27 protein-coding genes are annotated in these 25,103 nt (G+C 65.2%); 4 read left to right on the top strand and 23 right to left on the bottom strand.

The window, feature by feature from the left end:
- Positions 1–4 precede the first annotated feature (4 nt).
- Positions 5–2,200 (top strand): aldehyde oxidoreductase molybdenum-binding subunit PaoC, encoded by a 2,196-nt coding sequence (gene paoC / locus ACSFA3_RS08140; RefSeq protein ID WP_435504857.1) that lies wholly within the window; start codon positions 5–7, stop codon positions 2,198–2,200.
- A gap of 43 nt (positions 2,201–2,243) precedes the next feature.
- On the opposite strand, the gene ACSFA3_RS08135 is transcribed toward paoC, so the two are convergent.
- From ACSFA3_RS08135 to ACSFA3_RS08095, 9 genes are all read right to left on the bottom strand, one after another.
- Positions 2,244–2,846 carry a flavin reductase family protein gene (locus tag ACSFA3_RS08135; RefSeq protein WP_435504856.1) on the bottom strand — a complete coding sequence of 201 codons (603 nt, stop codon included), beginning with the start codon at positions 2,844–2,846 and terminating at the stop codon, positions 2,244–2,246.
- A 45-nt stretch (positions 2,847–2,891) separates the two neighbouring features.
- On the bottom strand, positions 2,892–3,605 hold the full coding sequence (locus ACSFA3_RS08130) for an ABC transporter ATP-binding protein (protein WP_435504855.1): 714 nt from the start codon (positions 3,603–3,605) through the stop codon (positions 2,892–2,894).
- A complete protein-coding gene (locus tag ACSFA3_RS08125) occupies positions 3,598–4,356 on the bottom strand; it encodes an ABC transporter ATP-binding protein (RefSeq protein WP_435504854.1) in 759 nt (252 codons plus the stop codon). The genes ACSFA3_RS08130 and ACSFA3_RS08125 overlap by 8 nt, the downstream gene beginning before the upstream one ends.
- A complete protein-coding gene (locus tag ACSFA3_RS08120; protein ID WP_435504853.1) occupies positions 4,353–5,288 on the bottom strand; it encodes a branched-chain amino acid ABC transporter permease in 936 nt (311 codons plus the stop codon). Before ACSFA3_RS08120 ends, ACSFA3_RS08125 begins: the two co-directional genes overlap by 4 nt.
- Entirely contained in the window at positions 5,285–6,145 is an 861-nt protein-coding gene (locus ACSFA3_RS08115) for a branched-chain amino acid ABC transporter permease (RefSeq protein ID WP_435504852.1), read from the bottom strand. The genes ACSFA3_RS08120 and ACSFA3_RS08115 overlap by 4 nt, the downstream gene beginning before the upstream one ends.
- A 4-nt stretch (positions 6,146–6,149) precedes the next feature.
- Positions 6,150–7,349, bottom strand: a complete 1,200-nt coding sequence (locus tag ACSFA3_RS08110; RefSeq protein ID WP_435504851.1) for an ABC transporter substrate-binding protein — start codon at positions 7,347–7,349, stop codon at positions 6,150–6,152.
- A gap of 162 nt (positions 7,350–7,511) precedes the next feature.
- On the bottom strand, positions 7,512–8,714 hold the full coding sequence (locus ACSFA3_RS08105; protein ID WP_435504850.1) for a DUF2252 family protein: 1,203 nt from the start codon (positions 8,712–8,714) through the stop codon (positions 7,512–7,514).
- Positions 8,715–8,905: 191 nt separating this feature from the next.
- Positions 8,906–9,628, bottom strand: coding sequence for a hypothetical protein (locus ACSFA3_RS08100; protein WP_435504849.1), 723 nt, complete (start codon positions 9,626–9,628; stop codon positions 8,906–8,908).
- 15 nt (positions 9,629–9,643) lie between these two features.
- Positions 9,644–11,155 carry a glycosyltransferase family 2 protein gene (locus ACSFA3_RS08095; RefSeq protein ID WP_435504848.1) on the bottom strand — a complete coding sequence of 504 codons (1,512 nt, stop codon included), beginning with the start codon at positions 11,153–11,155 and terminating at the stop codon, positions 9,644–9,646.
- A 101-nt stretch (positions 11,156–11,256) separates the two neighbouring features.
- Between ACSFA3_RS08095 and ACSFA3_RS08090 the strand changes: the two genes are divergently transcribed.
- Positions 11,257–11,832, top strand: a complete 576-nt coding sequence (locus ACSFA3_RS08090; RefSeq protein WP_435504847.1) for a cytochrome b — start codon at positions 11,257–11,259, stop codon at positions 11,830–11,832.
- A 2-nt stretch (positions 11,833–11,834) separates the two neighbouring features.
- On the opposite strand, the gene ACSFA3_RS08085 is transcribed toward ACSFA3_RS08090, so the two are convergent.
- Positions 11,835–13,988, bottom strand: coding sequence for a fused MFS/spermidine synthase (locus ACSFA3_RS08085; protein WP_435504846.1), 2,154 nt, complete (start codon positions 13,986–13,988; stop codon positions 11,835–11,837).
- A gap of 16 nt (positions 13,989–14,004) precedes the next feature.
- Positions 14,005–14,541, bottom strand: coding sequence for an Rrf2 family transcriptional regulator (locus ACSFA3_RS08080; RefSeq protein ID WP_435504845.1), 537 nt, complete (start codon positions 14,539–14,541; stop codon positions 14,005–14,007).
- Between the two features lie 140 nt (positions 14,542–14,681).
- On the opposite strand from ACSFA3_RS08080, the gene nhaR reads away from it, so the two are divergent.
- Both nhaR and ACSFA3_RS08070 read left to right on the top strand, forming a co-directional pair.
- Entirely contained in the window at positions 14,682–15,578 is an 897-nt protein-coding gene (gene nhaR, locus ACSFA3_RS08075; protein WP_435504844.1) for a transcriptional activator NhaR, read from the top strand.
- 31 nt (positions 15,579–15,609) lie between these two features.
- A complete protein-coding gene (locus ACSFA3_RS08070) occupies positions 15,610–16,113 on the top strand; it encodes a hypothetical protein (protein ID WP_435504843.1) in 504 nt (167 codons plus the stop codon).
- Between the two features lie 21 nt (positions 16,114–16,134).
- On the opposite strand, the gene ureG is transcribed toward ACSFA3_RS08070, so the two are convergent.
- From ureG to ACSFA3_RS08010, 12 genes are all read right to left on the bottom strand, one after another.
- A complete protein-coding gene (gene ureG, locus ACSFA3_RS08065; RefSeq protein WP_435504842.1) occupies positions 16,135–16,785 on the bottom strand; it encodes an urease accessory protein UreG in 651 nt (216 codons plus the stop codon).
- 32 nt (positions 16,786–16,817) lie between these two features.
- Positions 16,818–17,474 carry an urease accessory protein UreF gene (locus ACSFA3_RS08060; protein ID WP_435504994.1) on the bottom strand — a complete coding sequence of 219 codons (657 nt, stop codon included), beginning with the start codon at positions 17,472–17,474 and terminating at the stop codon, positions 16,818–16,820.
- A 56-nt stretch (positions 17,475–17,530) separates the two neighbouring features.
- Positions 17,531–18,112 carry an urease accessory protein UreE gene (gene ureE / locus ACSFA3_RS08055; RefSeq protein ID WP_435504841.1) on the bottom strand — a complete coding sequence of 194 codons (582 nt, stop codon included), beginning with the start codon at positions 18,110–18,112 and terminating at the stop codon, positions 17,531–17,533.
- Between the two features lie 19 nt (positions 18,113–18,131).
- Entirely contained in the window at positions 18,132–18,854 is a 723-nt protein-coding gene (locus ACSFA3_RS08050) for an SHOCT domain-containing protein (protein WP_435504840.1), read from the bottom strand.
- A gap of 17 nt (positions 18,855–18,871) precedes the next feature.
- Positions 18,872–19,870, bottom strand: coding sequence for a 2-dehydropantoate 2-reductase (locus tag ACSFA3_RS08045; protein ID WP_435504839.1), 999 nt, complete (start codon positions 19,868–19,870; stop codon positions 18,872–18,874).
- Between the two features lie 7 nt (positions 19,871–19,877).
- The gene (ureC, locus tag ACSFA3_RS08040; protein ID WP_435504838.1) at positions 19,878–21,596 is read right to left on the bottom strand and encodes an urease subunit alpha; all 1,719 of its coding nucleotides are present in this window, start codon (positions 21,594–21,596) and stop codon (positions 19,878–19,880) included.
- Entirely contained in the window at positions 21,597–21,902 is a 306-nt protein-coding gene (locus ACSFA3_RS08035) for an urease subunit beta (RefSeq protein ID WP_435504837.1), read from the bottom strand. It lies immediately after the preceding gene.
- Positions 21,903–21,917: 15 nt separating this feature from the next.
- Positions 21,918–22,541 carry a HupE/UreJ family protein gene (locus tag ACSFA3_RS08030; RefSeq protein ID WP_435504836.1) on the bottom strand — a complete coding sequence of 208 codons (624 nt, stop codon included), beginning with the start codon at positions 22,539–22,541 and terminating at the stop codon, positions 21,918–21,920.
- Between the two features lie 32 nt (positions 22,542–22,573).
- Positions 22,574–22,876 carry an urease subunit gamma gene (locus tag ACSFA3_RS08025; protein WP_435504835.1) on the bottom strand — a complete coding sequence of 101 codons (303 nt, stop codon included), beginning with the start codon at positions 22,874–22,876 and terminating at the stop codon, positions 22,574–22,576.
- Positions 22,877–22,962: 86 nt separating this feature from the next.
- Entirely contained in the window at positions 22,963–23,550 is a 588-nt protein-coding gene (locus ACSFA3_RS08020; protein ID WP_435504834.1) for a hypothetical protein, read from the bottom strand.
- 173 nt (positions 23,551–23,723) lie between these two features.
- A complete protein-coding gene (locus ACSFA3_RS08015) occupies positions 23,724–24,359 on the bottom strand; it encodes a hypothetical protein (protein ID WP_435504833.1) in 636 nt (211 codons plus the stop codon).
- Positions 24,360–24,446: 87 nt separating this feature from the next.
- A complete protein-coding gene (locus ACSFA3_RS08010) occupies positions 24,447–25,031 on the bottom strand; it encodes a hypothetical protein (protein WP_435504832.1) in 585 nt (194 codons plus the stop codon).
- Between the last annotated feature and the right edge of the window lie 72 nt (positions 25,032–25,103).

Here is a 25,103-nt window from a genome sequence, read left to right as displayed (position 1 = left end):
TGCCATGAAGTTCGACAAACCCGCTACCCAGAACCCCATCGACCGCATGGAAGTCGTCGGTCATCCGTTCGACCGCATCGACGGTCCGATGAAGACCACCGGACTGGCGCCCTACGCCTACGAACGACACAACGTCGTTGCCAACCAGGCCTACGGCGTGATCCTCGGAGCCGCGATTTCCAAGGGCCGCATCGACAGCATCGACACGCGTGCCGCGATGGCCGCACCCGGCGTGATCTCCGTCGTGACCTATGAAAACGCCGGCAAGGTCGGCAAGGCCAAGCAGATCACTGCGAAGCTGCTCGCCGGTCCGCAGATCGATCACTACGACCAGGCCGTCGCCATCGTCGTGGCGGAAAGCTTCGAGCAGGCGCGTGCCGCCACGCATCTGATCAAGATCGACTATCGGAAAGCCGAAGGCAAGTTCGATCTGGCCAAGGAACGCGAGTCGGCGGTCAAGCCCAAGATGGACGACCCGGCCGATACGGCCGTCGGCGATTTCGCCGGAGCCTTCGCGCAAGCCAGCGTCAAGGTCGATCAGATGTATACGACGCCCGACCAGAGCCATTCGGCGATGGAACCTTTTGCGACCATCGCGGCATGGCAGGGCGACAAGCTCACCGTGTGGACCTCGAACCAGATGGTCGACTGGGCGCGTCGCGACCTGTCTGAAATCTTCGGCATGCCGAAGAGCAGCTTCCGCGTGGTGTCATCTTTTGTCGGCGGCGGTTTCGGCTCCAAGCTGTGGATTCGCAGCGACGTCGTGATGGCGGCGATCGGTTCGCGTGTGTCGGGTCGGCCAGTGAAGGTCGCGCTCGCTCGGCCGCAGATCAACAACAACACGACGCACCGTCCGGCGACGATTCAGCGCGTCCGCATCGGTGCCGGCAACGACGGAAAGATCACCGCGATCGCGCATGAGACTTGGTCCGGCGACCTGGCCGGCGGTCAACCCGAGGCAGCAGCCCTCCAGACGCGTCTGCTCTACGCCGGTGCGAACCGCATGACGTCGCACCGCCTGGCGACGCTCGATCTGCCTGAAGGCAACGCGATGCGCGCGCCCGGCGAAGCGCCCGGCCTGATGGCGCTCGAGATCGCCATGGACGAGCTTGCCATTGCGTTGAAGATGGATCCGGTGCAACTGCGCATCGCCAACGACACGCAGGTCGATCCCGAAAAGCCGGGCCGGTCTTTCTCGAAGCGCGACTTCATCGGTTGCCTGCGGATCGGTGCGGAGCGCTTCGGCTGGAGCAAGCGCAATGCCACGCCCGGTCAGGTGCGTGACGGTCGCTGGCTGGTCGGCATGGGCATGGCCAGCGCGTTCCGGGGCAACGTCACGATGAAGTCGGGTGCCAAGGTCGGTATCGACGACCGCGGCATCGTCACCGTCTGGACCGACATGACCGACATCGGCACCGGCAGCTATACCGTCATCGCGCAGACCGCTGCGGAAATGATGGGCGTGCCGCTGGAAAAAGTCGTGGTCCGGCTGGGCGATTCGGATTACCCGGCGTCTTCCGGCTCCGGCGGTCAATGGGGCGGCAACAGCTCGACGGCCGGCGTGTATGCGGCTTGCGTCAAGCTTCGCGAAACCATCGCGAAGAAGGCCGGGCTGCCGGTCGAAGAAGCCAGGTTCGAGATGGGTCGAATTCTCTCGGGCGGCCGCACCATGACGCTGGCCGAGGTTGCCGGCAAGGACGGCATCACGGTCGAGGACAGCATCGAGTTCGGCGATCTGACCAAGACCTACGCGCAAGCCACCTTCGGCGCGCACTTCGCCGAAGTCGGCGTCGATGCGGACACCGGCGAGGTGCGGGTTCGCCGCATGAGCGGTGCCTTCGCAGCCGGCCGCATCCTGAACCCGAAGACGGCGCGGAGCCAGGTCATCGGCGCGATGACGATGGGTCTGGGGGCGGCGTTGATGGAAGAGTCGATCGTCGACAAGCGATTCGGCTATTTCGTCAACCACGACATGGCCGAGTACCACGTGCCGGTGCATGCGGACGTGCCGCGCCAGGACGTCTTCTTCCTCGATGAAGTGGACGACAAGTCTTCGCCGATGAAAGCCAAGGGCGTGGGCGAGCTGGGTCTTTGCGGCAGTGCCGCAGCGATCGCGAATGCGGTCTACAACGCCAGCGGAATCCGGATACGCCACTATCCGGTGACGCTGGACAAGATCGTTGCATCGTTGAAGGCCTGATGCGCTGAGGCATCCAGGCACCTGGAGACGCGGGACCGCGTGCCTACGGCTCGAAACCGGCCGTCGTGCAGCGGTCCCGCGTTTTCACGTAGAGGTCCGCGCCGAAGCGGCCGACCGGGAAATACGCCTCCAGATTCACGCGCCACGTCTCCGTGTCCACCAGTCCGTCGCGCACGTGCAGCCAGCGCACCTGCCCGATGAATACCTTGCGGCTGGCGGTTTCCATCTTCTCGAACAGCGTGCATTCGAAAGCGACCGGCGTTTCCGCGATGCGTGGCGGTTTCACGACGGTACTTGGCAGTGTCGTGAAGCCGACCATCTCGATTTCGCTGACATGCGGCGGATGTTCGACCGCGCAGTTGTGCATCTTCAGCGCGGTCGCCTCGTCGGCGAGGTGGACGACGAACTCGCCGGTGCGTTCGATGTTGAGGGCCGTGTCCTTGAGCGAGGCGTCATGGCGGCGGTTGACGCTGATCATGACGATGGGCGGTTCCTCGCCGACCATGTTGAACATGCTGAATGGTGCTGCGTTGACCGTGCCGTCCGGCCCGAGCGTGGTCACGAGCGCGATCGGCCGCGGCACGATCAGGCTCGCCATGAGCTTGTAGCGCTGGTATTCGGTGAGTTTGGCGAAATCGATGTCCATGGGTATCGGCCTTTCGTTGTCGATGCAAGCAAGTGCGATACCAGCCTATCGGGCGGCTTCGCGCACTCCGAGCATCCGTTCCCGCGACGCGGCGTCGGCCTTGAGTGCCGCACTGCTGCCGGCGTGCACCACCCGACCCCGCTCCAGCACGATGACCTGGTGCGTCATCTCCAGCGCCAACACCGGACGCTGCTCGACCACGATCGACGCAAGGTCTTCCTGCTCGCAGAGCTGGCGCACCGATGCGGCCAGCGTTTCGACGAGTGTCGGCGCCAGCCCTTCCATCGGTTCGTCGAGCAGCAGCATCCTCGGATTTGTCATGAGCGCCCGCCCGATGGCCAGCATCTGCTGCTCGCCACCCGATAGCTGGTTACCGAAATTCCTGCGGCGCTCGCGCAAGGCAGGAAAAAAGTCGTAGACGCGCTGGAGGTTCCACTGCCCGCGCCGCGCGACCACGCTCAGGTTCTCTTCGACGGTCAGCGATGGGAACACCTCGCGCTCCTGCGGCACCCAGCCCAGCCCGGCATGCACGCGCCGATACGCGGGCCAGCGCACGATGTCCTCGCCGCGCCAGCGGATCGTGCCCCGCATTACGCGGGTGTTTCCCATCAGCGTCTCGATCAGCGTGGTCTTGCCGGCACCGTTGCGCCCAAGCACGGCCAGGCTCCTGCCTTCGTCGAGAGCGAAGCTCAGCCCGTGCAGGACCGTCGTTCCGTCATGGCCTGCGGTCACGTCATCGAAGGCGAGCAGTTCAGCCATGCGCCGCGCCCAGGTACGCCTGCCGCACGCGCGCGTCGTCACCGATCTCTTCCGGCGTTCCTTCGGCCAGAATGCGGCCCGCAACCATCACCGAGATACGGCGCGCGAAGCGGAACACCAGTTTCATGTCGTGCTCGATGAACAGCACCGCGACGTCCTGCGGCAGTGCATCGATGGCGTCGAACAGATCGCCGGCCTCGTCTTCGGGGACACCGGCCGCAGGCTCGTCGAGCAGAAGCACGCGAGGCTTCGCGGCCAGAGCGAGCGCGATCTCCAGCAGGCGCTGCTTGCCATAAGGCAGCATCGCAACCGGCACATCGGACTGCGTCTCCAGACGGAGCCGCCCCAGCAACGCATGCGCCTCGTCGAACATCGAGCGATAACTTCCGAGCGGCCCGAGCGGCCGCCACCAGACGCCAGCCTGGCCCTCGCGCTCGGCGATGGCCAGCACCACCGAACGCAGCGGCGTCAGGCTCGGGAACAGGGTGTTGATCTGGAAGGTCCGCACGAGGCCCAGCCGCGCGCGCTGGTCGGTGGTCCGCTTCGCGATGTCGAGGCCGTCGAGTTCGATTCGCCCGGAGGTCGGTTGCCGGACACCCGTCAATACATCGATCAGCGTGCTCTTGCCAGCACCGTTCGGACCGATCAGCGCCTGCCGTGCGCCAGGTTCGAGCGACAGGTCGACGCCGTCGACCGCCTGGAAGCTGCCGAAGCGCAGGCCGAGACCGTAGGTCTGCAATCCGGCCCTCATCGCGGACTGCGCTTCGTCAGATGCGCCAGTGCGCCGAGGATGCCGCCGCGTCCCATCAGCGCAGCGGCGATCAGAAACAGGCCGAGACCGAACATCCAGTAGGCCGGGTCGAGATCGGCGAACGCGTCGTGCACCAGCATGTAGACCAGCGCGCCGACCAGTCCGCCATAGAGCCGGCCGGTACCGCCGAGCACCAGCACGATCAGCACTTCGGCCGAGCGCTCGAAACCGATCGATTCGATACCGACGAATTGCGTCGTCTGGGCCAGCAGCGCACCCGCGATACCGGCGACGGCTGCGGACATCGCATAGGCGGTGCGCAGCCTTTCGGCCACCGGCGAACCGATGGCGCGCATGCGCTTCGTGCTGTCCCGTATGCCGCGCAGCGCCAGACCGAAGGGCGAATGAACGACCAGCCGCACGCCGAGGAACACGAGCAGCACGACGCCGAAGCTGTAGACGAAGGCCGTCCGGCCGTAGAGGTCGAAATCGAATCTGCCGAGCACGGGCCACATCGCGATGCCCTGGAGCCCGTCGGTGCCGCCGGTGATGTGCGACAGCCGGTTGGTCAGCTCGGCCAGCAGCATGCAGACGGCGAGGGTGATCATCAGCCGCGTGAGGTCCGCGCCGCGCACCACCAGGCGTCCCAGTACGAGTCCGATCGCGCCGCAAACCGCGGTTGCCGCCAGCAGCCCGGAAAACGGCTCGCCCCATCCGTGCGTTGCGAGCAGACCTGCGGTGTAGGCGCCCAGTCCGAAGAAGGCCGCATGCCCGATGCTCAGGATGCCGGCGTAGCCGAGGATCAGATCGAGCGATACGGCGAAAAGTCCGAGGATCAGGATCTGGCTCATCAGTGCGAGCCGGTCCGGCAGCAACAGGAAGCAGGAGGCGAGCGCAAGCCAGAAAGTCGCCTCGAAGGCACGGGGTCTCATGCGAGCCCCTTGCGTCGCACGATACCGTCGGGACGCAGCAGCAGCACCGCGATCGCCGCCACGTAGATCAGGAACGCCCCGATCTGCGGCAGATAGTATTTGCCCGCCACGTCGACGATGCCGATGCAGAGCGCTGCGATGAAAGGCCCGGTGACGGTGCCCGCGCCACCGACGCAAACCACCATCAGCACGACGACCAGGTAACGGAGCGCGAAGTAGGGATCGAGCCCGAGCACGCCGAGGCTCAACCCACCGCCGAGCCCTGCCAGCCCGCAACCCAGGGAAAACGTCAGCAGGAAGAGGCGCGGCACATGGATGCCGGTGCCGGCGGCCACGCGCCGGTTGTCCACTGCGGCTCGCACCATTGCGCCGTACCGCGTCCTGCCGAGGGTCGACAGCAACGCAGCCAGCACAAGGATGCCGCAGACGATCAGAAACAGCCGGTACCGCACCACTTCGAACCCGGACAGATGCATGCGGCCTTCGAGCCAGGCCGGCATCTGGAAAGGCTGAATCGTCGGTCCGAAGAACCAGGCGCAGCCGGCGATCGAGACGAACACGATGCCGATCGACAGCAGTACCTGATCGAGCGGACCGGCGCGATAGAGCCTGCGATAGAGCAGCACCTCGAGCACCGCGCCTGCCAGCGCCGCGACTCCGAATGCCGCAGCCAGCGACGGCAGGAAGCCGATGCCCCAACGGCTCATGGCCAGGCTCGCCGCATAGCCTCCGACCATCGCGAAGCTGCCGTGCGCGAGGTTGACGAAGTTCATCAGCCCGAGCGTGACCGACAGGCCGACTGCGATCAGGAAAAGCAGCATGCCGTAAGCCACGCCGTCGAACAGCACCGTGGCCACGCCGCTACCGGGCGACGCTGCCGTCTTTGGCCGGATCGGCGACCTTGTCGAACCGGTCGAACTCGGTGTTCACCAGCTCGCCTCCCACCCGCTCCGTCTTGCGGATGTAGACCGTCTGCACGATGTCGCGCGTGAGCGGATCGATCTCGACCGGACCGCGCGGACTCTCGAAGCGCAAGCCCTTGAGCGCGGCCATCACCTTGTCGCCGGTCGTGTCGCCGCGCGTCCTGGCGAGCGCCAGATCGATGGCGGCCATGACGTCGTAGGCGGTGACGGCGAAGTAGCTGGGGCGCAGGCCGGTGCCGAATTCGGCGACGAAATCGCCCACGAACTTCCGGTTCTTCGGCGAGGGATGCGCGTACGAATAGTGGTGGCTGGTAATAAGGCCGAGTGCGACGTCGCCGGTGGCTTCGAGGTAGCTGTCGTCGGTGGCTTCGCCGGTCGCGTAGAGCCTGATGCCGGCCTCGCCCGTTCCCATGCCCATGCCGCGCGCCTTCCAGACCTTGAGGAAAGCCGGGGGCATCACGCCGGAGGGGAAGAAGAAGAACACGGCCTGCGGTTTGGCGTCCTTGATGCGCTGCACATAGGCCGAGAAATCCGGGTTGTTCATCGGTGTGCGGACCGCGCCGACGACCTTCCCGCCCTCGGCCGAGAAAGCCTTGCCGAAAGCGGTCTCGGCATCGGCACCGGAGGCGTAATCGGCGACCACCGTATACGCTTCCTTCACGCCATTGCGCGCCATCCATCGGGCCATCGGATCGGTCACCTGCTGCACGGTGAACGACAGCCGCGCAATGTACGGCGAGCCGGTCGTGATTGCCGAAGACGCGGCATTCATGACCAGCGTCGGGATCTTCGCCTGTGTCGCGATCGATGCGACGGCATAGGCGTTGGGGCTGAAGTCGAGGCCGGTGAGGATCTGTACCTTGTCGCGCACGACCAGTTCCTGCGCCAGTCGCTTCGCGACGTCGGGTGCGGGGCCGGCGGTGTCCTTGCGGACGATCTCGACCGGACGGCCGGCAATCTTTCCGCCGTGCTCCTTCAGGTAGAGCGCGACGCCGGCATCGAATTGCCGGCCGTAGTCGGCATAAGGACCGGAGTAGGTGGCGATCAGGCCGATGCGCAGCGGTGCGTTAGCGGCTTCTGCGGCTTCTGCGGCTTCTGCGGTGCCCGCGCCGACCGCGAACGTGGCAGCAAGTGCCAACGCTCCCGCAGTAAAGCACTTCGGCACACGGACAGAAAAACAGGCTTTCCGGAAAAACTTCATTCGGGCGACTCGACGGATGTCCATGGGGACCCGGTGCGGGTCCGCGAGGCATGGTCGCGTATTCTGAATGCTGGGCGACTATCCGCCCGTTACCGGAGCTCAGACCGCAGCGGTTTCCATCGCGTGGCGCCTGCAGTGGTCAAGGTAGCCACGCTCGTGCGAGGCCACGAGTTCGACCACGCTCGACCACAGCCATGACGGTGCCTCCAGCGCTCTCGAATGATTGCGCGTCAGCACCTCGCGCCAATGCCGTCGCACATCGGAATCCATCTGTCGTGCATGGGCCGCGCCGACGACGCGCGCCAGGTAGTAGGCGGTGTGGGTGGCTTCGGAGATGTCGAGATTCTCTATCTCCAGCTTCAGGTCCTGCGGCAGGAGTTCGCGAACGAAGACCGATTTCCTGCCGAGGTGAGCGGCTGTCATTCGCTCGCCGAGGAAAGGCGACATCGCGCGTGCACCGGCCACGACTCTCTCGGCGTTGTCGACCGGCATCGACGGGATATCCGGCGCAGCCCCGGGACCGCTCGCGGCGTGGGGCGCAACAGCCTGCACGGCTTCCTTGATGTCGATCAGGCAGAAGTCGCGGCCCTTGGCCACGGTCCGTCCGATGTCGAGGAGCACCGCATAACGGCCTTTCCCCAGCGAACTGCAGCCTTTCATCCAGTAGGCACCGTCGAGAAACGTCACTTCGGCTTCGTCGTCCCGGTGATGCAGCTGGGTGATGGTGTCGCGCACCGCCGGAGATTCGACCAGCGCACGGATGCTGCGTCGTTCGTCGGCCGACACCGGCCAGAAGCGCTTGCCGTGCGGAATCGAGCGTTTTGCGCCCTCGACCCGTTCCTCGGCCAGATGCCGCCAGGTGCGCAGGCGGGCGTCCTGCAGCGCGTGCCGGACGGCTGCGGGTTGCCTCAGCGCGGGGATCGCCGTCATCGCCCGGCGCCCTGCGAAGGCATCGGTGTAGCCCTCGACCATATGTTCGATCATGCGTGCGGTCGTCACGCCCGGCAGGTCGGAGCCGCGTGCCGCCGAAGCGAGCGAAAGGCCGAGGCGGATGAGGTCGTGCGCCGGGTTGCCGACGACGGTCTGGTCGAAGTCGCGGATCTGGATGTCGATATTGCCGTCGACGTCGGCGACCGGGCCGAGGTTGCCGACATGGCAGTCGCCGCAGATCCAGATCGGCGGTCCTTCGGGGACGGCGCTGGGCGCAAGCGTCTCCAGCCATTCGTAGAAGCGCTGCGTGTTGCCGCGCACGTAGGCATGGGCGGAACGCGCCATCTTGAGGTTGCGCGCCTGAGTGAGCACGGGCTGGCGCTCGAGCGGCGAAGGCGATCTGTACGTGGGCTGGGCTTTGATGGCGAGATCTCTGTATGTTGTATTGATCTGCATACAGTGCAACGGCGTTCGCCGACGCAGACCGTCGGACTGAACCGCGCCAGGGTGCGGGCGCGTGGGCGGGAAGCCTGACCATCCCGGTCAGGTTCGCGATTCCAGGCTCAGTATCCCGAGGTCATGTTTCGTCGCGCGTCGTCGCGCTGTCGCTCCGCGCGCACCACGTCGCAGCGCGGATGGCGGGCATAGGCGGCTTCCGCGCAATGGTTGGCCTCGCAGCGCGCAGCGAAAGCGAAGAACAGATGCTCGCAACCGGTGCGCGGATCGGCACGGCCGCCGCCGGAGTTCCGCGACATCTGGACGCGTGCGGACGAAGGACGTTGTGCGGGCGCCTGCACGTTGTCGGGCAGCGACGCCGACGTGGACGTGGAAATCCCGTCGACCGGTGCGGCCGTTGGCTTGCCAGCGGCGACCGACATCTCGCCGGGCGACAGCGCCGACTCGAAAGGAACGGCATCGGCGGTGGAAGTCGGGGTCGCAGACGAAGCGGACGGAGCGGGCAGAGCGGATGCCGCGGCAGAAGGCATGGCGACCGTCGAAGCCGTTCGTCCCGGCGTCAGCGCGATCCACCCGACCAGTGCGGCCGCGACGCCGCCGAGAAGCAGCACCACGGCGAACCACCACTGCAATACGTGCCGGCCACTGTCTCGATGTTCAGGAGAGACTTTGCCGCTGCCACCGTCTCTGCGCTGGCGTCGCATGCCTTCGGTGGCAGCGAGGGCTGCGGGGCCTGTGGCTGCGAAGGCCGGCAACTTGCCGGCGCAACCGATGCAGAACATGGCCTTGTCGCGGTTGGCGGTCTGGCAGGTCTCACAGATGACGGTCATACGCTGATGCTGATTTCAGGGTGGCGGCGGGCGGGGTCCGGCGGCATTGTCTTCCTTCGCCAGCAGACCGACACGGACCTGCCTGCCCCAGCTTCCGTGTCCGGTCAGAAAGGTCCACCAGCCCCAGGCGGCGCCGGTGTGTCGAAGGATCTGGAAGGTGAAGGGCTCGACGATCGCCGCCAGAAAGGCCTGGGCCATGTTCGCCTCGCTTCGCTGGCCGATCCAGCGACGATAGAGATGCACCGACCACAGATGGAAAAGAAGATCCAGCACGATCTTCGCGCCGATGACGCCGGCCACCGGCGCAAGTACGCCGAGGTCGCCGCGCACCAGATAGGTCAGCAGCAGGAAAAAGGCGGCCAGGCCGTAAAGCGGCTGCAGCGTGTCGACCGCCTTCACCGGAAGCATGAGCGTGCCGAGCCAGCCGTAGCGCCTGTCGCCCACCATCGACCGGTACCAGTACTGCGTCTGCAGGAATCCGCCGAACCAGCGGCGGCGCTGGCGCAGGAACGGCATGACGCCGCTCGGTGCGTCCGTGTGTGCCTGGGCATCGCCGAGCACGCGCACCGTCCAAGTCAGCCCGTGTGCCTGGGCATGGCGGTGCAGGCGGTGGATCAGTTCATAGTCCTCGACCAGGCAATCGGTGTCGAAACCGCCGACCGCCCGCACCGCATCGAGCCGGAAGCCGGCGAAGGCGCCCGATATCAGCAGCAGCCCGTCGACGCGCATCCATGCATAGCGCGAGAGGAAGTTGCGGATGTACTCATACGTCTGGAACCACTGGAAGCAGCGGCCGGTCAGCGTGCGGCTGCAGACCGGCGTGATGACGCCGGTGGCGGCGACGAGTTCCGGCTCGGCTGAAAACGCCCGCCGCACTGCGGCGATGGCGCCGCTGTCGAGCAGCGTGTCGCCGTCGACTGTCAGAACAGTTTCGGTGTCGATGCAGAGAATGGCTGCATTGAGTGCGACGGCCTTGCCGCCGTGCGGCAGCCTGAGCCAGAAGAGCGACGGGTGGGCGATGCTTGCCGCGCTCAGCGTGCCGATGACCGGCGACACGAGGCCGTAGCGAGCGGTCAGCAGTTCCGCGGTGCCGTCGCTGGAACCGTCGTCGGCAATCACGATGCGGTCCGGCACGTCCGACTGGCCCAGCAACGCCGCGAGCGTGACCGGCAGCACGGCGGCTTCGTTGTGAGACGCGACGATCACGCCGAGCGTGGCCTTGCGGTTCGCCTGCACGGGCGAAGACGGCGAAGACGGCGCCGCCGGCAAGCGCAGGATCGAGAGCGTTTGCCACCCGACAAAAAGCAGCAGGACCGTGTCATACAGCACATAGGCGACACCGACCGACCACGACCAGACGTTGCCGCCGTCGGCCGACATCCGGCCGCCGTGGCGGAAAGCCATCGCGAAAAGCCCGATCCAGAGCAGCAACACCCCGCCATGAATCAACACGCTGCGCAGAGGCGTGGCTGGCGGAGACACCCGGGGAGAGGCGGCGGCGAAGGCGCGGAGGAGGGTGTCGTTCAAGCGGTGATCCGGGACAAGGTGGGCTTTGTACGCAGCAGCAGTCGCGATGGTTTCATGCGGACGGCTTGATCGGACTCGTCCGGGGTCCGAGAATTCCCCTCATGCCAGCAAACCCACCCGCTTCCTTCATGCGCTACACCCGGCCCGCGATCATCCTGCATTGGCTCGTCGCAGTGCTCATGGCGGTCAATATCGCTCTGATCCTTTCCGTCGAGCGGCTTCCGGACGACTGGGTGCGCCCGGCGATCGACACCCACAAATCGATAGGCATCACCGTGCTCGGACTGGTTCTGCTGCGGATCCTGTGGCGGCTGTCGCACCAGCCGCCGGCGATGCCGTCGTCCTACGGCCGGCTGGAACGTTTCGGCGCGCATGCGGCGCACGCCGTGCTCTATCTGCTGATGCTGCTTCTGCCGCTGTCGGGCTGGATGCACGATTCGGCCTGGAAAGATGCGGCCACGCATCCGATGCAGCTGTTCGGGCTCTTCGAGTGGCCGCGCATCGGCTGGATCATGTCGATCCAGCCGGACACCAGGGAAATGCTGCACACCGTCCTGGGCAATGTGCACGAGTGGGCCGGCACCGTTTTCTATGTCATGTTCGCTCTGCATGTGCTGGGTGCGCTGAAGCACCAGTTCTTCGACGGCGAGCGAGAGTTGCAGCGCATGCTGCCCTGACCTCAGGGGCTGCGCGGGCGGAGGGCTGCGAGCAGGTTGCCGTGCTGATCGGTCCACAAAGGCGCGTCGCCGGCATCGAGCGGAATCGCGCCGAGCGCAGCCAGATCCGCGTTGTCCGCGAAAGCGGGGTCGGGACTCACCAGCACATAGTCCGACGGATGCTCCAGCGTGTTGTTCGCTGGCGGGTCGTATGCGACACGCAACGCGCCGAAGCCCGCGTCGTCGGCAAGGCGCTTCACGACAGGCACCAGATCGATATGGCGGTTGCTGACGTGAAAGGCGATCACGCCACCCGGTTTCAGATGACCGGCATATACAGCCAGCGCTTCGCGCGTCATGAGGTGCATCGGAATCGCGTCGCCAGTGAACGCGTCGACCAGCAGCACGTCGAACGCTTGTGCCCGCCCGGTATCGAGCTCCTGCTGCATCACCAGCCGCGCATCGCCCGGCACGATCTCGATCCTCGCAGCCGAATCGCCGAGATAGGTGAAATGGTCGTGGGCGATGCGCGTGACCTGCGGGTTGATTTCATAGAAGCGGAGCGTGTCCAGGCTGCGGCCGTAGGCAGCGAGCGTGCCGACGCCGAGTCCGATGACGCCGATCCGCTGCACCGGCGGGCGGTGGGTGGTCAGCGCCAGGCCGATGCCCGACAGCGGACCGTAATACGCGGTGGGAATGCGCCGCAGGTCGTCGGCCAGCAACTGCTCGCCGTGCGCGATGACGCCGTTGACGAGCCGTCGCGACGCTTTTGCCGAGTCGTCCAGGTCGTGCGCATTGACCTTCAGCACGCCGTAGAAATTGCGAGCCCTCAGCAGCGTATTCGTGTTCGCATCGCGGCGGCTTTCGACCATCATCGTCACTACCGCCAGCGCAGCGATCACACCCAGGATCCGCGTCGCAGCCGAGATCCAGGCCGCAGGGCGCGACGACTTCCGTCCGCGAGCGAGCCAGAACAGAAGCAGGCCGGGTATCGCCAGACTGCCGGGCAGTTCCCAGTAGTCGTCGAACAGCATCGGTGCGGCGATGCCTGCAAACAGGCCGCCGAGCGCGCCGCCGAGCGCCATCGCCAGATAAAAGCGCGTGAGATGTGCCGGCGCCGGTCGTGCCCGGGCAAGCTCGCCGTTGCAGAACATGCAGATGACGAACAAACCGGCGCAGAACATCGCGATCACGGTTGCGATCGGCAGGTTGCGAAACGGCGTGTTCAGATACCACGCCAGCGCCGGCGCGACAACCAGGACCAGCGGCCAGAAGAGCCAGCGCCGGTACCAGAAGCCGCTGTCGAAACACAGGACGAAGGTCAGCAGGTAGAGCGCCAGCGGCACGATCCACAACAGCGGAACCGATGCCACGTCCTGCGTGATGTACGTCGACACGGAAAGCAGCGAGACCGTATCCAGCGCCGAGAGCGCGAGCCACAGCAGCATTTCGGAGAGGCGCGGCGACGATGCGGACGGCGGCAGCGCCAGCGTCGAAGACGAAGCCGCATCGACTTCCGGCGGTCGATCGCGCAGCGCGCGCGCGACCGTCCAGGCCGAAGCGATGGCCAGCAGTGCGAAAAAGGCGAAAGCCGCCGACCAGGCCAGCGCCTGGGCGTGCATCGCGAACGCCGGCTCGAGCACGAACGGGTAGACGACGAGCGCGACCAGCGCCGCGAGATTGGAAAGTGCGAAGAGCCGGTAGACCCGGGCTTGCCGCATGCCGTCGCCCGCGTGCAGCCGGGCGACCCAGCTCTGCACCAGCGGTCCCGTCGTGCAGACGGCGAGGTAAGGGAGTCCGATGGTCGCCACCAGCACCGCAAGCACACCGAGCGAGGGATCGGCGTCGCCGGTCGCAGGTTTCCACATGGCTGAGGGAACGATCGGCAATGTCGCGCAGGCCCCGAGCAGCAAAACCGCATGGACGCGACCCTGGATGCGCAGGGGCCAGCGCGAGAGCCGGTCGGCATACAGATAGCCAAGCAGCAACACGACCTGAAAGAACACCAGGCACAGTGTCCAGACTGCGGCCGATCCGCCGAACCACGGCAGGATCTGGCGTGCGATCAGCGGCTGCACCAGGAACAGCAGGAAGGCGGAGACGAAGATGGTCGAGGCGCAGAGTGCGGCGGCGCGCGTGCGTCGCGCGCCCTGTGAGCTGCTTTGCGCTGAGACCATCAACGCATCTTAAAGGTCAGGCGAGGCTGAACTTTCCCAGTTCGAACACCGAGTTCGGTGCGTTCGGCCGTGTCGGCTTGACCGGACGACGCAGCGGTTCGGCACGTTTCACGGTGTCGCCCTGCAACTGCACGCCAGCCGCGACCTGGTCGTCCGCCAGCTTGCGCAGCGACACCGAGTCCAGGAACTCGACCACGTTGCGGCTCAGCGAATCCCAGAGCTCAGGCGTCGTGCAACGCTGGGCTTCGCCGGTGGCACGCGGCGATGCACCGTCGGCACGGCGCGCTTCGGCGAGCGGACCATCGACTGCGAACAGGATGTCCGCGACGGTGATGTCCTTGCTGTCGCGGGCCAGCGTGTAGCCGCCGCCGGGGCCGCGAGTCGACGCGACGAGTCCGTGGCGGCGCAGGTCGGCGAACATCTGCTCCAGATAGGACAGCGAGATGCGTTGCCGGCGGCTGACGATGGCGAGGGCGATGGGGCCTGTCTTGTGATGCAGCGCTACGTCGATCATCGCGACGACGGCAAGTCTGCCTTTTGTTGTGAGGCGCATTTGAAATACTCCTTTTTGAAGCCTTTTGGGCATTGGGATAGCTGAATGTAGGTGCTTTCAGGGTTCGTAAAAAGTCGTATTTTTAGCATCGTCACTTCGCTTTCTACGTAATATCGGCGTTCTCCTACATCTGGAGCAAGATGAACTTCAAGCACCTCTACTACTTTTGGGCCGCTGCCAAGGCTGGCGGCATCGTGCGCGCGGGCGAGCAGTTGCACATCACGCCGCAAACCCTGTCTACCCAGATCAAGCTGCTGGAAGACGCGCTCGGCTGCCACCTGCTGCGCAAGAGCGGGCGCGGTGTCGAACTCACGCCGGAGGGCAGCACCGCACTGAGCTATGCGGACCAGATCTTTGCGCTGGGCGTCGAGCTGGAAGCGGCGGTCGGCAACAAGACGGCCGGCCGGCGCAGCCTGACCTTTCGGGTCGGCATCGCGGACGCAGTGCCCAAGGCCATCGCCTATCGGTTGCTGGAGCCTGCGCTGGCGTTGCCCGAGCAGGTTCGCCTGATCTGCCACGAAGGAAACTTCCGCGACCTGCTGGCCCAGATGTCGGTGCAGCGGCTCGATCTGGTCATCGCCAATGAGCCGATGGGAAAGCAGACCAGCGTGAAGGCCTTCAACCACACGCTGGGCACCACCGGCATGTCCTTCTTCGCGACGCCTGCGCTGCGGCATTCGCTGACCGGCGAATTCCCCGACTGCCTCGACGGCGCGCCGATGGTGATCCAGGGCGCGTCTTCCGCCATGCGGCAAAGGCTCGATCTGTGGCTGGCAGAACATCACCTCCGCCCGCAGCTGATCGGGGAATTCGACGACGCGGCGCTGCTCAAGGCTTTTGGCGGCGAAGGGCGCGGCGTGTTCATGTCGCCGACGGTGCTCGAAGACGAAACCTGCACGCAATACGGCGTGGAAGTGCTGGGGCGTGCGTCGGAACTGGTCGAGGAGTTCTTCGGCATCTCGGTCGAGCGCCGCGTGCGGCACCCGTGCGTGGTCGCCATCACGCACGCGGCGCGGGTCCAGTTCCTCAAGAATTGAACCGAAGCCCGTCAGCCGAACTCACTCTGCAATGATTTTTCGTTTTGCATTTCTTGTCCTGTTCGCCTGCGGCTCGGGAGGGGCGCTACAGGCGCAGGAGCTACCGCCCGGCGTTGCGTTGGGCATGACACCCGAAGCGTTGCGCGCCGCTGTCCCGACCGTCGAAAGGGTCGCGCGTCCGGTACGGATCGCCGGCGGATTGACCGGCAGCTGGCATGGTCAGCCGGAGTTCATTTCCGGATTGCCGTTCGAGCCGACCTTCTACTTCTCGGGCGGCGAATTGCGGCGTGTCGAATGGGTGGGCCTGCCGGAAGCCGAAGGCGACCGCGGCGTGGCGGCCTATGCCGAACTGCTCGTCTGGGGCCGGTCGCGCTTCGGTGCCGAGCTGGCGTCGCGCGATCCCGGCAGCGAACTCGCCTCGTGGGTTGCCGGCGATACGGACGTGTACGCACAGCGCATCGACGATCCGCGCTGCACGCCCAGCGTGCGGCTGGTCTACAAGCTGCGTCGGCTCAGGGACGCGAGCCAGCTCTGACGCACCGGCGGTTCGGTATGTTCAGGCTTCCAGCAGCATGCCGCGCTGCTCGATGAACGACACCACTTCGGCCAGGCCGGTCAGCGTCTTCAGGTTGGTCATCACGTATGGGCGTTGCTTCCGCATGCGCTGGGTGTCGGCTTCCATGATGCCCAGGTCGGCGCCGACGTAAGGTGCCAGATCGGTCTTGTTGATGATGAAGAGGTCGCTTTTCGTGATGCCCGGGCCGCCCTTGCGCGGGATCTTCTCGCCGGCCGCGACGTCGATCACGTAGATCGTGAGATCGCTCAGTTCGGGGCTGAAGGTGGCAGCCAGGTTGTCGCCGCCGCTTTCGATGAAGACGACATCGGCATCGGGGAATTGCGACAGCATGCGGTCGATGGCTTCGAGATTGATCGATGCGTCTTCGCGGATGGCCGTGTGCGGGCAACCGCCGGTCTCGACGCCCATGATGCGTTCGGCCGGCAGCGCGCCCGACACCGTCAGCAGGCGCTGGTCTTCCTTCGTATAGATGTCGTTGGTGATGGCGATCAGGTCATATTTGTCGCGCATCGCCTTGCAGACCATTTCCAGCAGCGTGGTCTTGCCTGAGCCGACGGGACCGCCGATGCCGACGCGCAAGGGCGGCAGCTTCTTGGTTCGATTGGGTATGTGGTGGAGGGCGGAAGCCATGAGGTGTTCCTTGAAAGTCTGGAGATGGGTCTTCACGACCTGAACAGGCGTGAATACTGGGTTTCGTGTCTGGCGGAATGGATTGCGAGCATGGGTGAGAAAGCTTGCCGGTCTTCGTCGCTGCATGCAATGGCGCGGTCGACTGCAGCCGGTATCTCGGCGGCCAGCCTGCCGAGCATGCGTTGCCCCGAACTTTGCCCGAGCGGCACCGACTTGACCGCCGCGCCGACCATGTTCTCGGCCCAGCCGAACGCGAACGCGAGGCAGCAGTTCCGCAGATCGGCCTCGGTACGCGCAGCTGCGAAAGCGAAGGCTACCGGGTAGGTGATCGTCGCCACGAGCCCTTCGAAAGCGGGCGTCACATCGTCGTGATGCAGTTTGAGCCATTCCACGAACGATCGGCCCATCTGTTCCGTCTGCAACCGGAATTCGGCTGATTCGCGGGTCTGCAGAACCCAGGCGTTGAGCGCTTCGACGCGCGCGCGACCGGCATCGCCGCCGGCGCGCCAGGCCAGTACCGACTGCGCGACGACTGGCAGATCGCCGCGCGCGAGGCTCAGGTGCAGCTGGTCGGCGATCCAGTCCGAAGCGGCATGCTCGGTCGCCAACCCGGCCCATTCGACGCCGGCTTCCAGCCCCTCGGAATACGAGAAGCCGCCGATGGGCAACGCCGGCGAGGCGAGCCACATCAGCTGGAGCAGGCTGGAGGCGGAAAGGACGCCTTCGGTGGCGCAGGGCGATCGGGTCAATGCGCGTGGTCGTGGTCGCGGTCGTTGTACGCATCGGGATGCAGCACCGGGCCGACCGGTGCCTTCCCGTGCGAGTGGCCATGATCATGACCATGGGCTCCGCCATGTGCGCCATGTGCGCCATGTGCGCCGTACGCGCCGTTCTCCGGCTCGAAGGTCGTCTCTTCTTCGCGGACGATCAGGTGCATCGACCGCAGCATCGCAGCCAGCACATGGTCGGGCTCGATCTTGAGGTGGTCCGGCTGGAGCTCGATCGGCACATGACGGTTGCCCAGGTGGTAGGCCGCGCGCGCCAGATCGAAGGGTGTGCCGTGGGCCGGGCAGTGCGTAATGACCAGCACCGGCTGCGGTGCGGCGATCACGCGGACCAGCGAGCCGTCTTCGGCGACCAGCACGTCGCCGCCGCGCACGGCGGTGCCGCGCGGCAGGAACACACCGAGCAGGCGACCCTGCGAATCCGCGGCATCGAACCGGCTTTTCTGGCGCACGTCCCAGTCGAGTTCGAGTGTGGCGGCCCGCTTGAGCAGGACCGGCGCGAGACCCCGGCCCTGCGGCATGATTTTGTTGGCTGTGATCATTGGGATGATGGATTCAGATTCAGACCCGGCTCAGTAGCTCGGTCTTCTTGGAGGCGAATTCGTCCTCGCTGAGGATGCCTTTCGCACGCAGATCGGCCAGGCGCTCGATGGTGGAGAAGATGTCCTGCGTCGCATGACTGTTCTGATTGGCCTGCAGATGGCCCGAGGGCACCGGCGTGTTCATCGAGACATAGGGCGTCACGCCGTCCACCGAGACGATCGGCAGGCTCGCCACATCGACCGTTCCGAACTGGCTGCTGAAGCCCAGCGTGCCGCCGTCCGATTGCTGCTGCGAGACGCCGGTGATCCGATGGTCCAGCGTGTCGTAAACCGTCACTCGGCCGTCGAATTCGATCACCAGGCGTCGGGCCTGCGAGAAGCAGGCGTAGCGCGCGCCGTTCTGCGCGCCGGTGCTGTCTGGCCAGCGAAGGTCGGATGGCCACCAGTCGCCCGACGCACCGCTACACGCCAGTTCTGGCTGACTGAGGAGCAGATTCGAAAGCTCCGAACAGAGCGCGTCGACGCGGCCCTTCAGATGGCTGTTGAACATGTCGGACACCATCGTCATGCCGCCGCGCATCCATTGGCCGGAACCGGAAAACTCGGGGTGACTGAACTGTGCCTGCCTTCCGTTACCCCGGATGACGGCATCCAGCATGTTGCGCGTGGCCTCGACACCGAATCCGTGGTGCCGGGCGATGTCGTCCACGGCCTGCTGGCCGGAAGATGAAAGTTGTCGCATCGTGAACTCCTGTCGGATCAAACCCCGATTTTCGGGCTTTCCGGATAGAGACCGTGCACGCGGCCGAACAGACGCGTCAGACCGTACAGCGCATCGATGGTCGGCGTCGCGATGCCGAGCCGACCGCCGATCTCCCGCACGGCGCCGACGATGGCGTCGAGTTCGATCGCGCGTCCCGCTTCCGTGTCCTGCAGCATCGAGGTCTTGAATGCGCCCAGCTTGGCTGTGATGGCGTGACGGTCTTCCGCCGCCTGCGCGATCGGGCAACCGATGCGTGCGCCGACGGCCTGTGCCTCGGCCATGGCTGCCGAGCACATGTCGCGAACCAGCGGGTCGGAAATGATGCGGTCGGCGGTCGCGCCGGTGATGGCGCTTACCGGATTGATGGTCATGTTGCCCCACAATTTGTACCAGATGTCGTAGCGGACATCCGTTACGTGCGTGGCATCGAAACCGGCGTTCGCGAGCAGGTCGACCACCTGCTGTGCGCGTTCGCTGTGGCCGCCGGCGGCTTCGCCCACGATCAGCCCCCGACCCATCCGGTGCTGGACCCAGCCGGGTTCGGAAGACGAGGTGCTGGCATGTACGACGCAGCCGAGAACCTGACCGAATGGTATGGCTGCCTCTATCTCGCCACCGGGGTCCACGGTCTGCAAAGCGCCGCCCGGGAAGCCGTCGACGCCCTGGCAGAACCACCAGGGCACACCGTTCATCGCCGGCATCACCAGCGTCTGCGGACCGATCAGCGGTGCGATGCTGCGCGCGACCTGCGTCAGTGCGGGCCCCTTTACGGCGATGACCACCAGGTCCTGCACTCCGAGCTCGCGCGGGTCGGCGCTGGCATGGGCCGGTGCCTGCACAAGCCCTTCGGCGGTGGTCATGCGCCAACCGTGCGTCCGAAGCGCCTCGAGCGTGGCGCCACGTGCCAAAACGCTTACCTGCGCCTGCCCGGCTGCCGCGAGCCGGGTGCCGATGAAGCCGCCGATCGCGCCGGCTCCGACGATGCAGACTTTCATGTAGGCCCTAAAAAAGAAAATACCGTTGCGTCATCGGCAGCGAAGTCGCCGGCTCGCACACCAGCAATTGTCCGTCCGCACGCACCGCATACGTCTGCGGGTCGATCTCCATCTTCGGCGTGTAGCCGTTGAGCAGCATGTGCTGCTTGCGCACGCCGCGCACGTTCTTCACCGCGCTCAATGTCTTCGACAGCCCGTAGCGTTCGCCGATGCCGTTGGCCAGGCCGGCCTGCGAAACGAAGGTCAGCGAGCTTTTGTGCAACGAGCCGCCATAGGCGCCGAACATCGGCCGGTAGTGCACCGGTTGCGGTGTCGGGATCGACGCGTTCGGGTCGCCCATCGCGGCCATCGCGATGGTGCCGCCCTTGATGATGGTGAATGGTTTCACGCCGAAGAAAGCCGGCTTCCACACCACCAGGTCGGCCCACTTGCCGACCTCGATGCTGCCGACTTCGTGCGCGATGCCGTGCGCGATGGCCGGGTTGATCGTGTACTTCGACACGTAGCGCTTGGCGCGGAAGTTGTCGTTGCGCTCTCCATCTTCGGGCAGCTTGCCGCGCTGGCCCTTCATCTTGTGTGCCGTCTGCCAGCAGCGGATGACGATCTCGCCGACGCGGCCCATCGCCTGCGAATCGGAGCTGAACATGCTGATCGCGCCGAGGTCGTGCAGGATGTCTTCCGCCGCGATGGTTTCCTTGCGGATGCGCGACTCGGCGAAGGCCAGGTCTTCCGCGATGCTGGCGTCCAGATGGTGGCAGACCATGAGCATGTCGACGTGTTCGTCGAGCGTGTTCACCGTGTAAGGCATCGTCGGATTGGTCGACGAAGGCAGGAAGTTGTCCTCGCCCACCACGCGCAGGATGTCGGGCGCATGCCCGCCGCCTGCACCTTCGGTATGGAATGCGCAGATGCCGCGGCCCTTCACTGCGGCGATGGTGTTCTCGACGAAGCCCGATTCGTTCAGCGTGTCGGAGTGGATCGCCACCTGCGTGTCGGTGGCGTCGGCGACGTCGAGGCAGTTGCTGATCGCGGCCGGCGTCGTGCCCCAGTCTTCGTGCAGCTTGAGGCCGATCACGCCGGCGTCGATCTGCTCGTGCAGCGCGGCGGGAAGGCTGGCGTTGCCCTTGCCGAGGAAACCGAGATTCATCGGGAACGCGTCGGCCGCCTGCAGCATCCGCTCGATGTGCCAGGGGCCGGGTGTGGAAGTGGTCGCGAAGGTGCCGGTCGCGGGGCCGGTGCCGCCGCCGAGCATGGTCGTCACGCCGGAAGTCAGCGCTTCCTCGATCTGCTGCGGGCAGATGAAATGGATGTGGCTGTCGATGCCGCCGGCCGTGACGATGTTTCCTTCGCAACTGATGATCTCGGTGCCCGGTCCGATGACGATGTCGACGCCCGGCTGCACGTCCGGATTGCCGGCCTTGCCGATCGCGACGATGCGCCCGCCCTTCAGGCCGATGTCGGCCTTGACGATGCCCCAGTGGTCGAGGATCAGCGCGTTGGTCATGACGGTATCGACGGCACCTTCGGCGCGTGTGCGCTGCGATTGCGCCATGCCGTCGCGGATCGTCTTGCCGCCGCCGAACTTCACCTCTTCGCCGTAGCCGCCGGCACGCAGGGTGTAGTCGGCCTCGACCTCGATCACGATGTCGGTGTCGGCCAGGCGGACGCGGTCGCCGACGGTGGGGCCGAAGATTTCGGCGTACGCACGCCTTCCGATGGTCGCCATCTAGAGCTTTCCTTGAACGAGGCCACGAAAGCCGTACACGATGCGGTCGCCCGAGAAGTCGCACAGCTCGACCGTGCGCTGCTGCCCCGGCTCGAAGCGCACCGCCGTACCGGATGCAATGTTCAGGCGCATGCCGTGCGCGGCGGCGCGGTCGAAGCCGAGCGCGCCGTTGGTCTCTGCGAAGTGATAGTGCGAGCCGACCTGGATCGGCCGGTCGGCCGTGTTCTGCACCACCATCGTGAGCGTGCGGCGGCCGGGGTTGAGCATGTGCTCGCCGTCGTCGGTGAAGAGTTCGCCGGGGATCATGTTTTTTCGGTCCGGTCAGGCGAGCTGCGCGAGCAGTGCGACGCCGAACAATGCGACGGCGGCGCCCGTGACACGCGGCAGCCAGGTGTCGCGCCGACGCAGTGCCCAGCCGATGGCGATGCCGGCGGCGTGGAGCATCGCTGTGGCGACGACCATGCCGGCGATGGCGAAAGCGGCACCGTGATCGCCCGCCAGCTCATGGCCGTGCGCCACGCCGTGGAAGACCGCGAATGCGCCGACCACCGCCGCAGCGACCGGGCCGGGCATCCGCAGCCGCGTGACCACCAGCAGGCCGATCGCCAGCAACGACGCCGCGATCATCGGTTCGACGCCCGGTACCTGCACGCCTGCCAGTCCGACCAGCGCGCCGACCAGCAGCATCGCCGCGAAGCCGAGCGGCGCCCAGAGCACGTCGCGTCCGCTGCGTGCGATCAGGGCGCTCCACAGTCCGACGGCCACCATCGCAGCAAGATGATCGAGACCGGTGAACGGATGCAGGAAGCCCTGCATGAAGCCGGTGTCGTGATGCGCTGCGCCGTCGACTCCAGCGTGCGCCGAGGCGAGCAGCGGAAGGGCGCCGAGGGCGACGGCCGCCAGGGAAGGCAGCACGGCTGCAAGGGAAGAACGCGTCAGGCGCATGGGAATCTCCGCTCCGGGAATAAAAGGGGGAATCAGACGATTGGCTGGTGCACGGTAACGAGCTTGGTGCCGTCCGGGAAGGTCGCCTCGACCTGGATGTCGGGAATCATCTCCGGCACGCCGTCCATGACGTCTGCACGAGTGAGCACTGCGCGGCCGTCGCTCATCAGTGCCGCAACGCTCTTGCCGTCGCGCGCGCCCTCCATCACGGCAGCGGAGATCAGGGCGACGGCTTCGGGATAGTTGAGCTTCAGCCCACGTGCCTGCCGGCGTTCGGCCAGCAGTGCGGCCGTGAAGATCAGCAGCTTGTCTTTTTCTCGGGGCGTGAGTTCCATGGCGCAAACCGTTGCAATTGGCGTGCCCGATGCGCAAGGCCCTATTCGATGCGCCAGGCGGCTTGTGGCTCGATGTAGTGTCCAAATTAGTCGTAAAGCGTCCTGAATTGCATTGCGTTCTGTAACTCCTGCAACGCGGTAACTGCATATGGCATGGTTTCTTTTTGTCGCGCAACGCCCAGGCAGAGGGCCAGTGCAGCGTGCTGAATGGCCAATGCCTGCACTTTTGGATCCTGCATGACTGCGCCCTTTGCCGTCTCGATGCGCCCATTGACCATCGATAGCTGTCCCGCCGTTCCCTTGTCGTCCGAACCGACGTTGATCACGACTCGCGGATATACGACTCGAACGTTTGCCGGTTCTTTCTCGAACATGAACTCTTCGAGCCTTGAATTTCCCGCGCACTCGGCTTGCACTATCTGCGTGAATCGCACTCGGAGCTTCGACAAGTCTTCGATGCCGGCCACTTCGCTGGCGCGACTGAAAAACATCTTCTCGTCCGCGGACGCAAGCGGGTCGATATTTGTCCAGCCTCTGCCAGCGACGTTTGGCGCAGGTGCGCTGTCTCTGTGCGGCCGAACGAATGGAGTGCGGCTGGCATTTGCAACAGGCGTGTTGATCGTCAAGGGCTGCTGGCGCGATGCCGGAATGGAAGTGGTGCGATAGATGCTCATTTGAATGGGTCGTATGCGCTGCCAGAGTGGCAGCGCTGCTGAAAGTACGACCCACGGTATCGACTAACTCTCGGATTGCTCCTAGATTTCCTGGAGGCGGTCGGCGCCACTTTGCCGATTCAGTACGGCTTCCCGGGCTCGTCTTGGGTCATCGTCGCGACCGGTTATCGGCCTCAGGCCTGCGCGGATTCGTTGGACTGCGCTTTCGCATTCTGCAGTTCCTGTAGCGCGGCGACTGCGTACGGCATGTTCCCTTCGCGCCGCGCAATGCCGAGGCTGAGAGCCACGGCCGCGTTTTGAATGGCGAATCTGAGCATCTTGGGATCCTGCATTGCCGCACCCTTTTTGCCTTCGATGAGGCCATTGACCAGCGATACCTGTCCGGCCGTTCCCTTCTCGTCGGAGCCGAAGGTGATGACGATCCGCGGAACGTTCACTTGGACGTCTGCCGGTTCGTTGTTCATCATGAAGGTCTCATGCATGGGCGCTCCCTTGGAATCGCGTTTCATGAAAAGATCGGTCCTTGCATTGAGCTGTGGGACGTTGCCATAGGCGAGGCCTTGCGCCTGGGTAACCAGCTGGTTTTCAGCGGCAGACGCATTGGGATGGACGATGGCCCATCCAGTTGCCGCTGCAGGAGCGCTGTCCAAGTGCGGCCGGACGAAAGTAGTGGCTTTCTGATTTGCAGCGTAAGCGGTGGTTGTCGACGGCTGGTTGCGCGACACCGGATCGAAAGCGGCGGGAGTGATCTTCATTTGAATCGTCCAGATGCGCTGCCACGGCGGCAGCGCTGCGAAAGTACGGCTCATTGCTCTCGCTAACTCTCGGAATGCTCTTAGATTTTCGGATCTCTGGCGTGCCTCCGTACGGCCAGAAAGTGAACGAAGCCTTGACGCTTACGACCCGATGTACTTGCCGTGCTCGTTCGAGAGAGCCGTCGCGTTCAAGGATCCCTGCAATGCAGCAACTGCATACGGCATGTTTTGCTGTCTCGCAATATTGAGGCCGATGGCGAAAGCAGCATGCTTCATCACGTGTTCACGCACCTTGACATCCTTCATCACGTTGCCCTGCGTCGACTTCACGCTCCCGCCCATCATCGAAATCTGCCCCGCCGATCCGTCGTCGTTCGAGCCGACGCTGATTTCGACCTGCGGGTAGGTCACTTTGATGCTGGCTGGTTTGCCTCTGAACGTGAATTCTTCCTGCCGCGTCTCCTGGTTGCCTTCCTGCATCAGGATTTGCCAAAGGCGGATGCCGATACCCGGAAGACTTCCGCCAAGGGCGAAGTCGTTTATCCGGCTGAAGAGCGAGTTTTCCGCTTCGGACGCATTCGGGTCGATATCGGGAAACCCTGGAGACGGGACGCGGTCTCGAGCTGGCCTGACAAATTGCGTGCCGCCGGTACCCGCGGATGAAGCAGTGGTTGCCGATGGCGGGTGGCGCGACACCGGATTGAAAATGGCGGGAGTGGTCTTCATTCGAATTGTCCAGATGCGCTGCCAAGGCGACAGCGCTGCGAAAGTAAGGCTCGCGGGTTTGCCTCACTCTCG

Origin of the sequence: Variovorax glucosi (assembly GCF_051216695.1) — a bacterium.
In the GTDB taxonomy this organism is placed as follows: Bacteria; Pseudomonadota; Gammaproteobacteria; order Burkholderiales; family Burkholderiaceae_C; genus Variovorax.
This window is presented reverse-complemented; position numbering and strand designations above follow the sequence as displayed.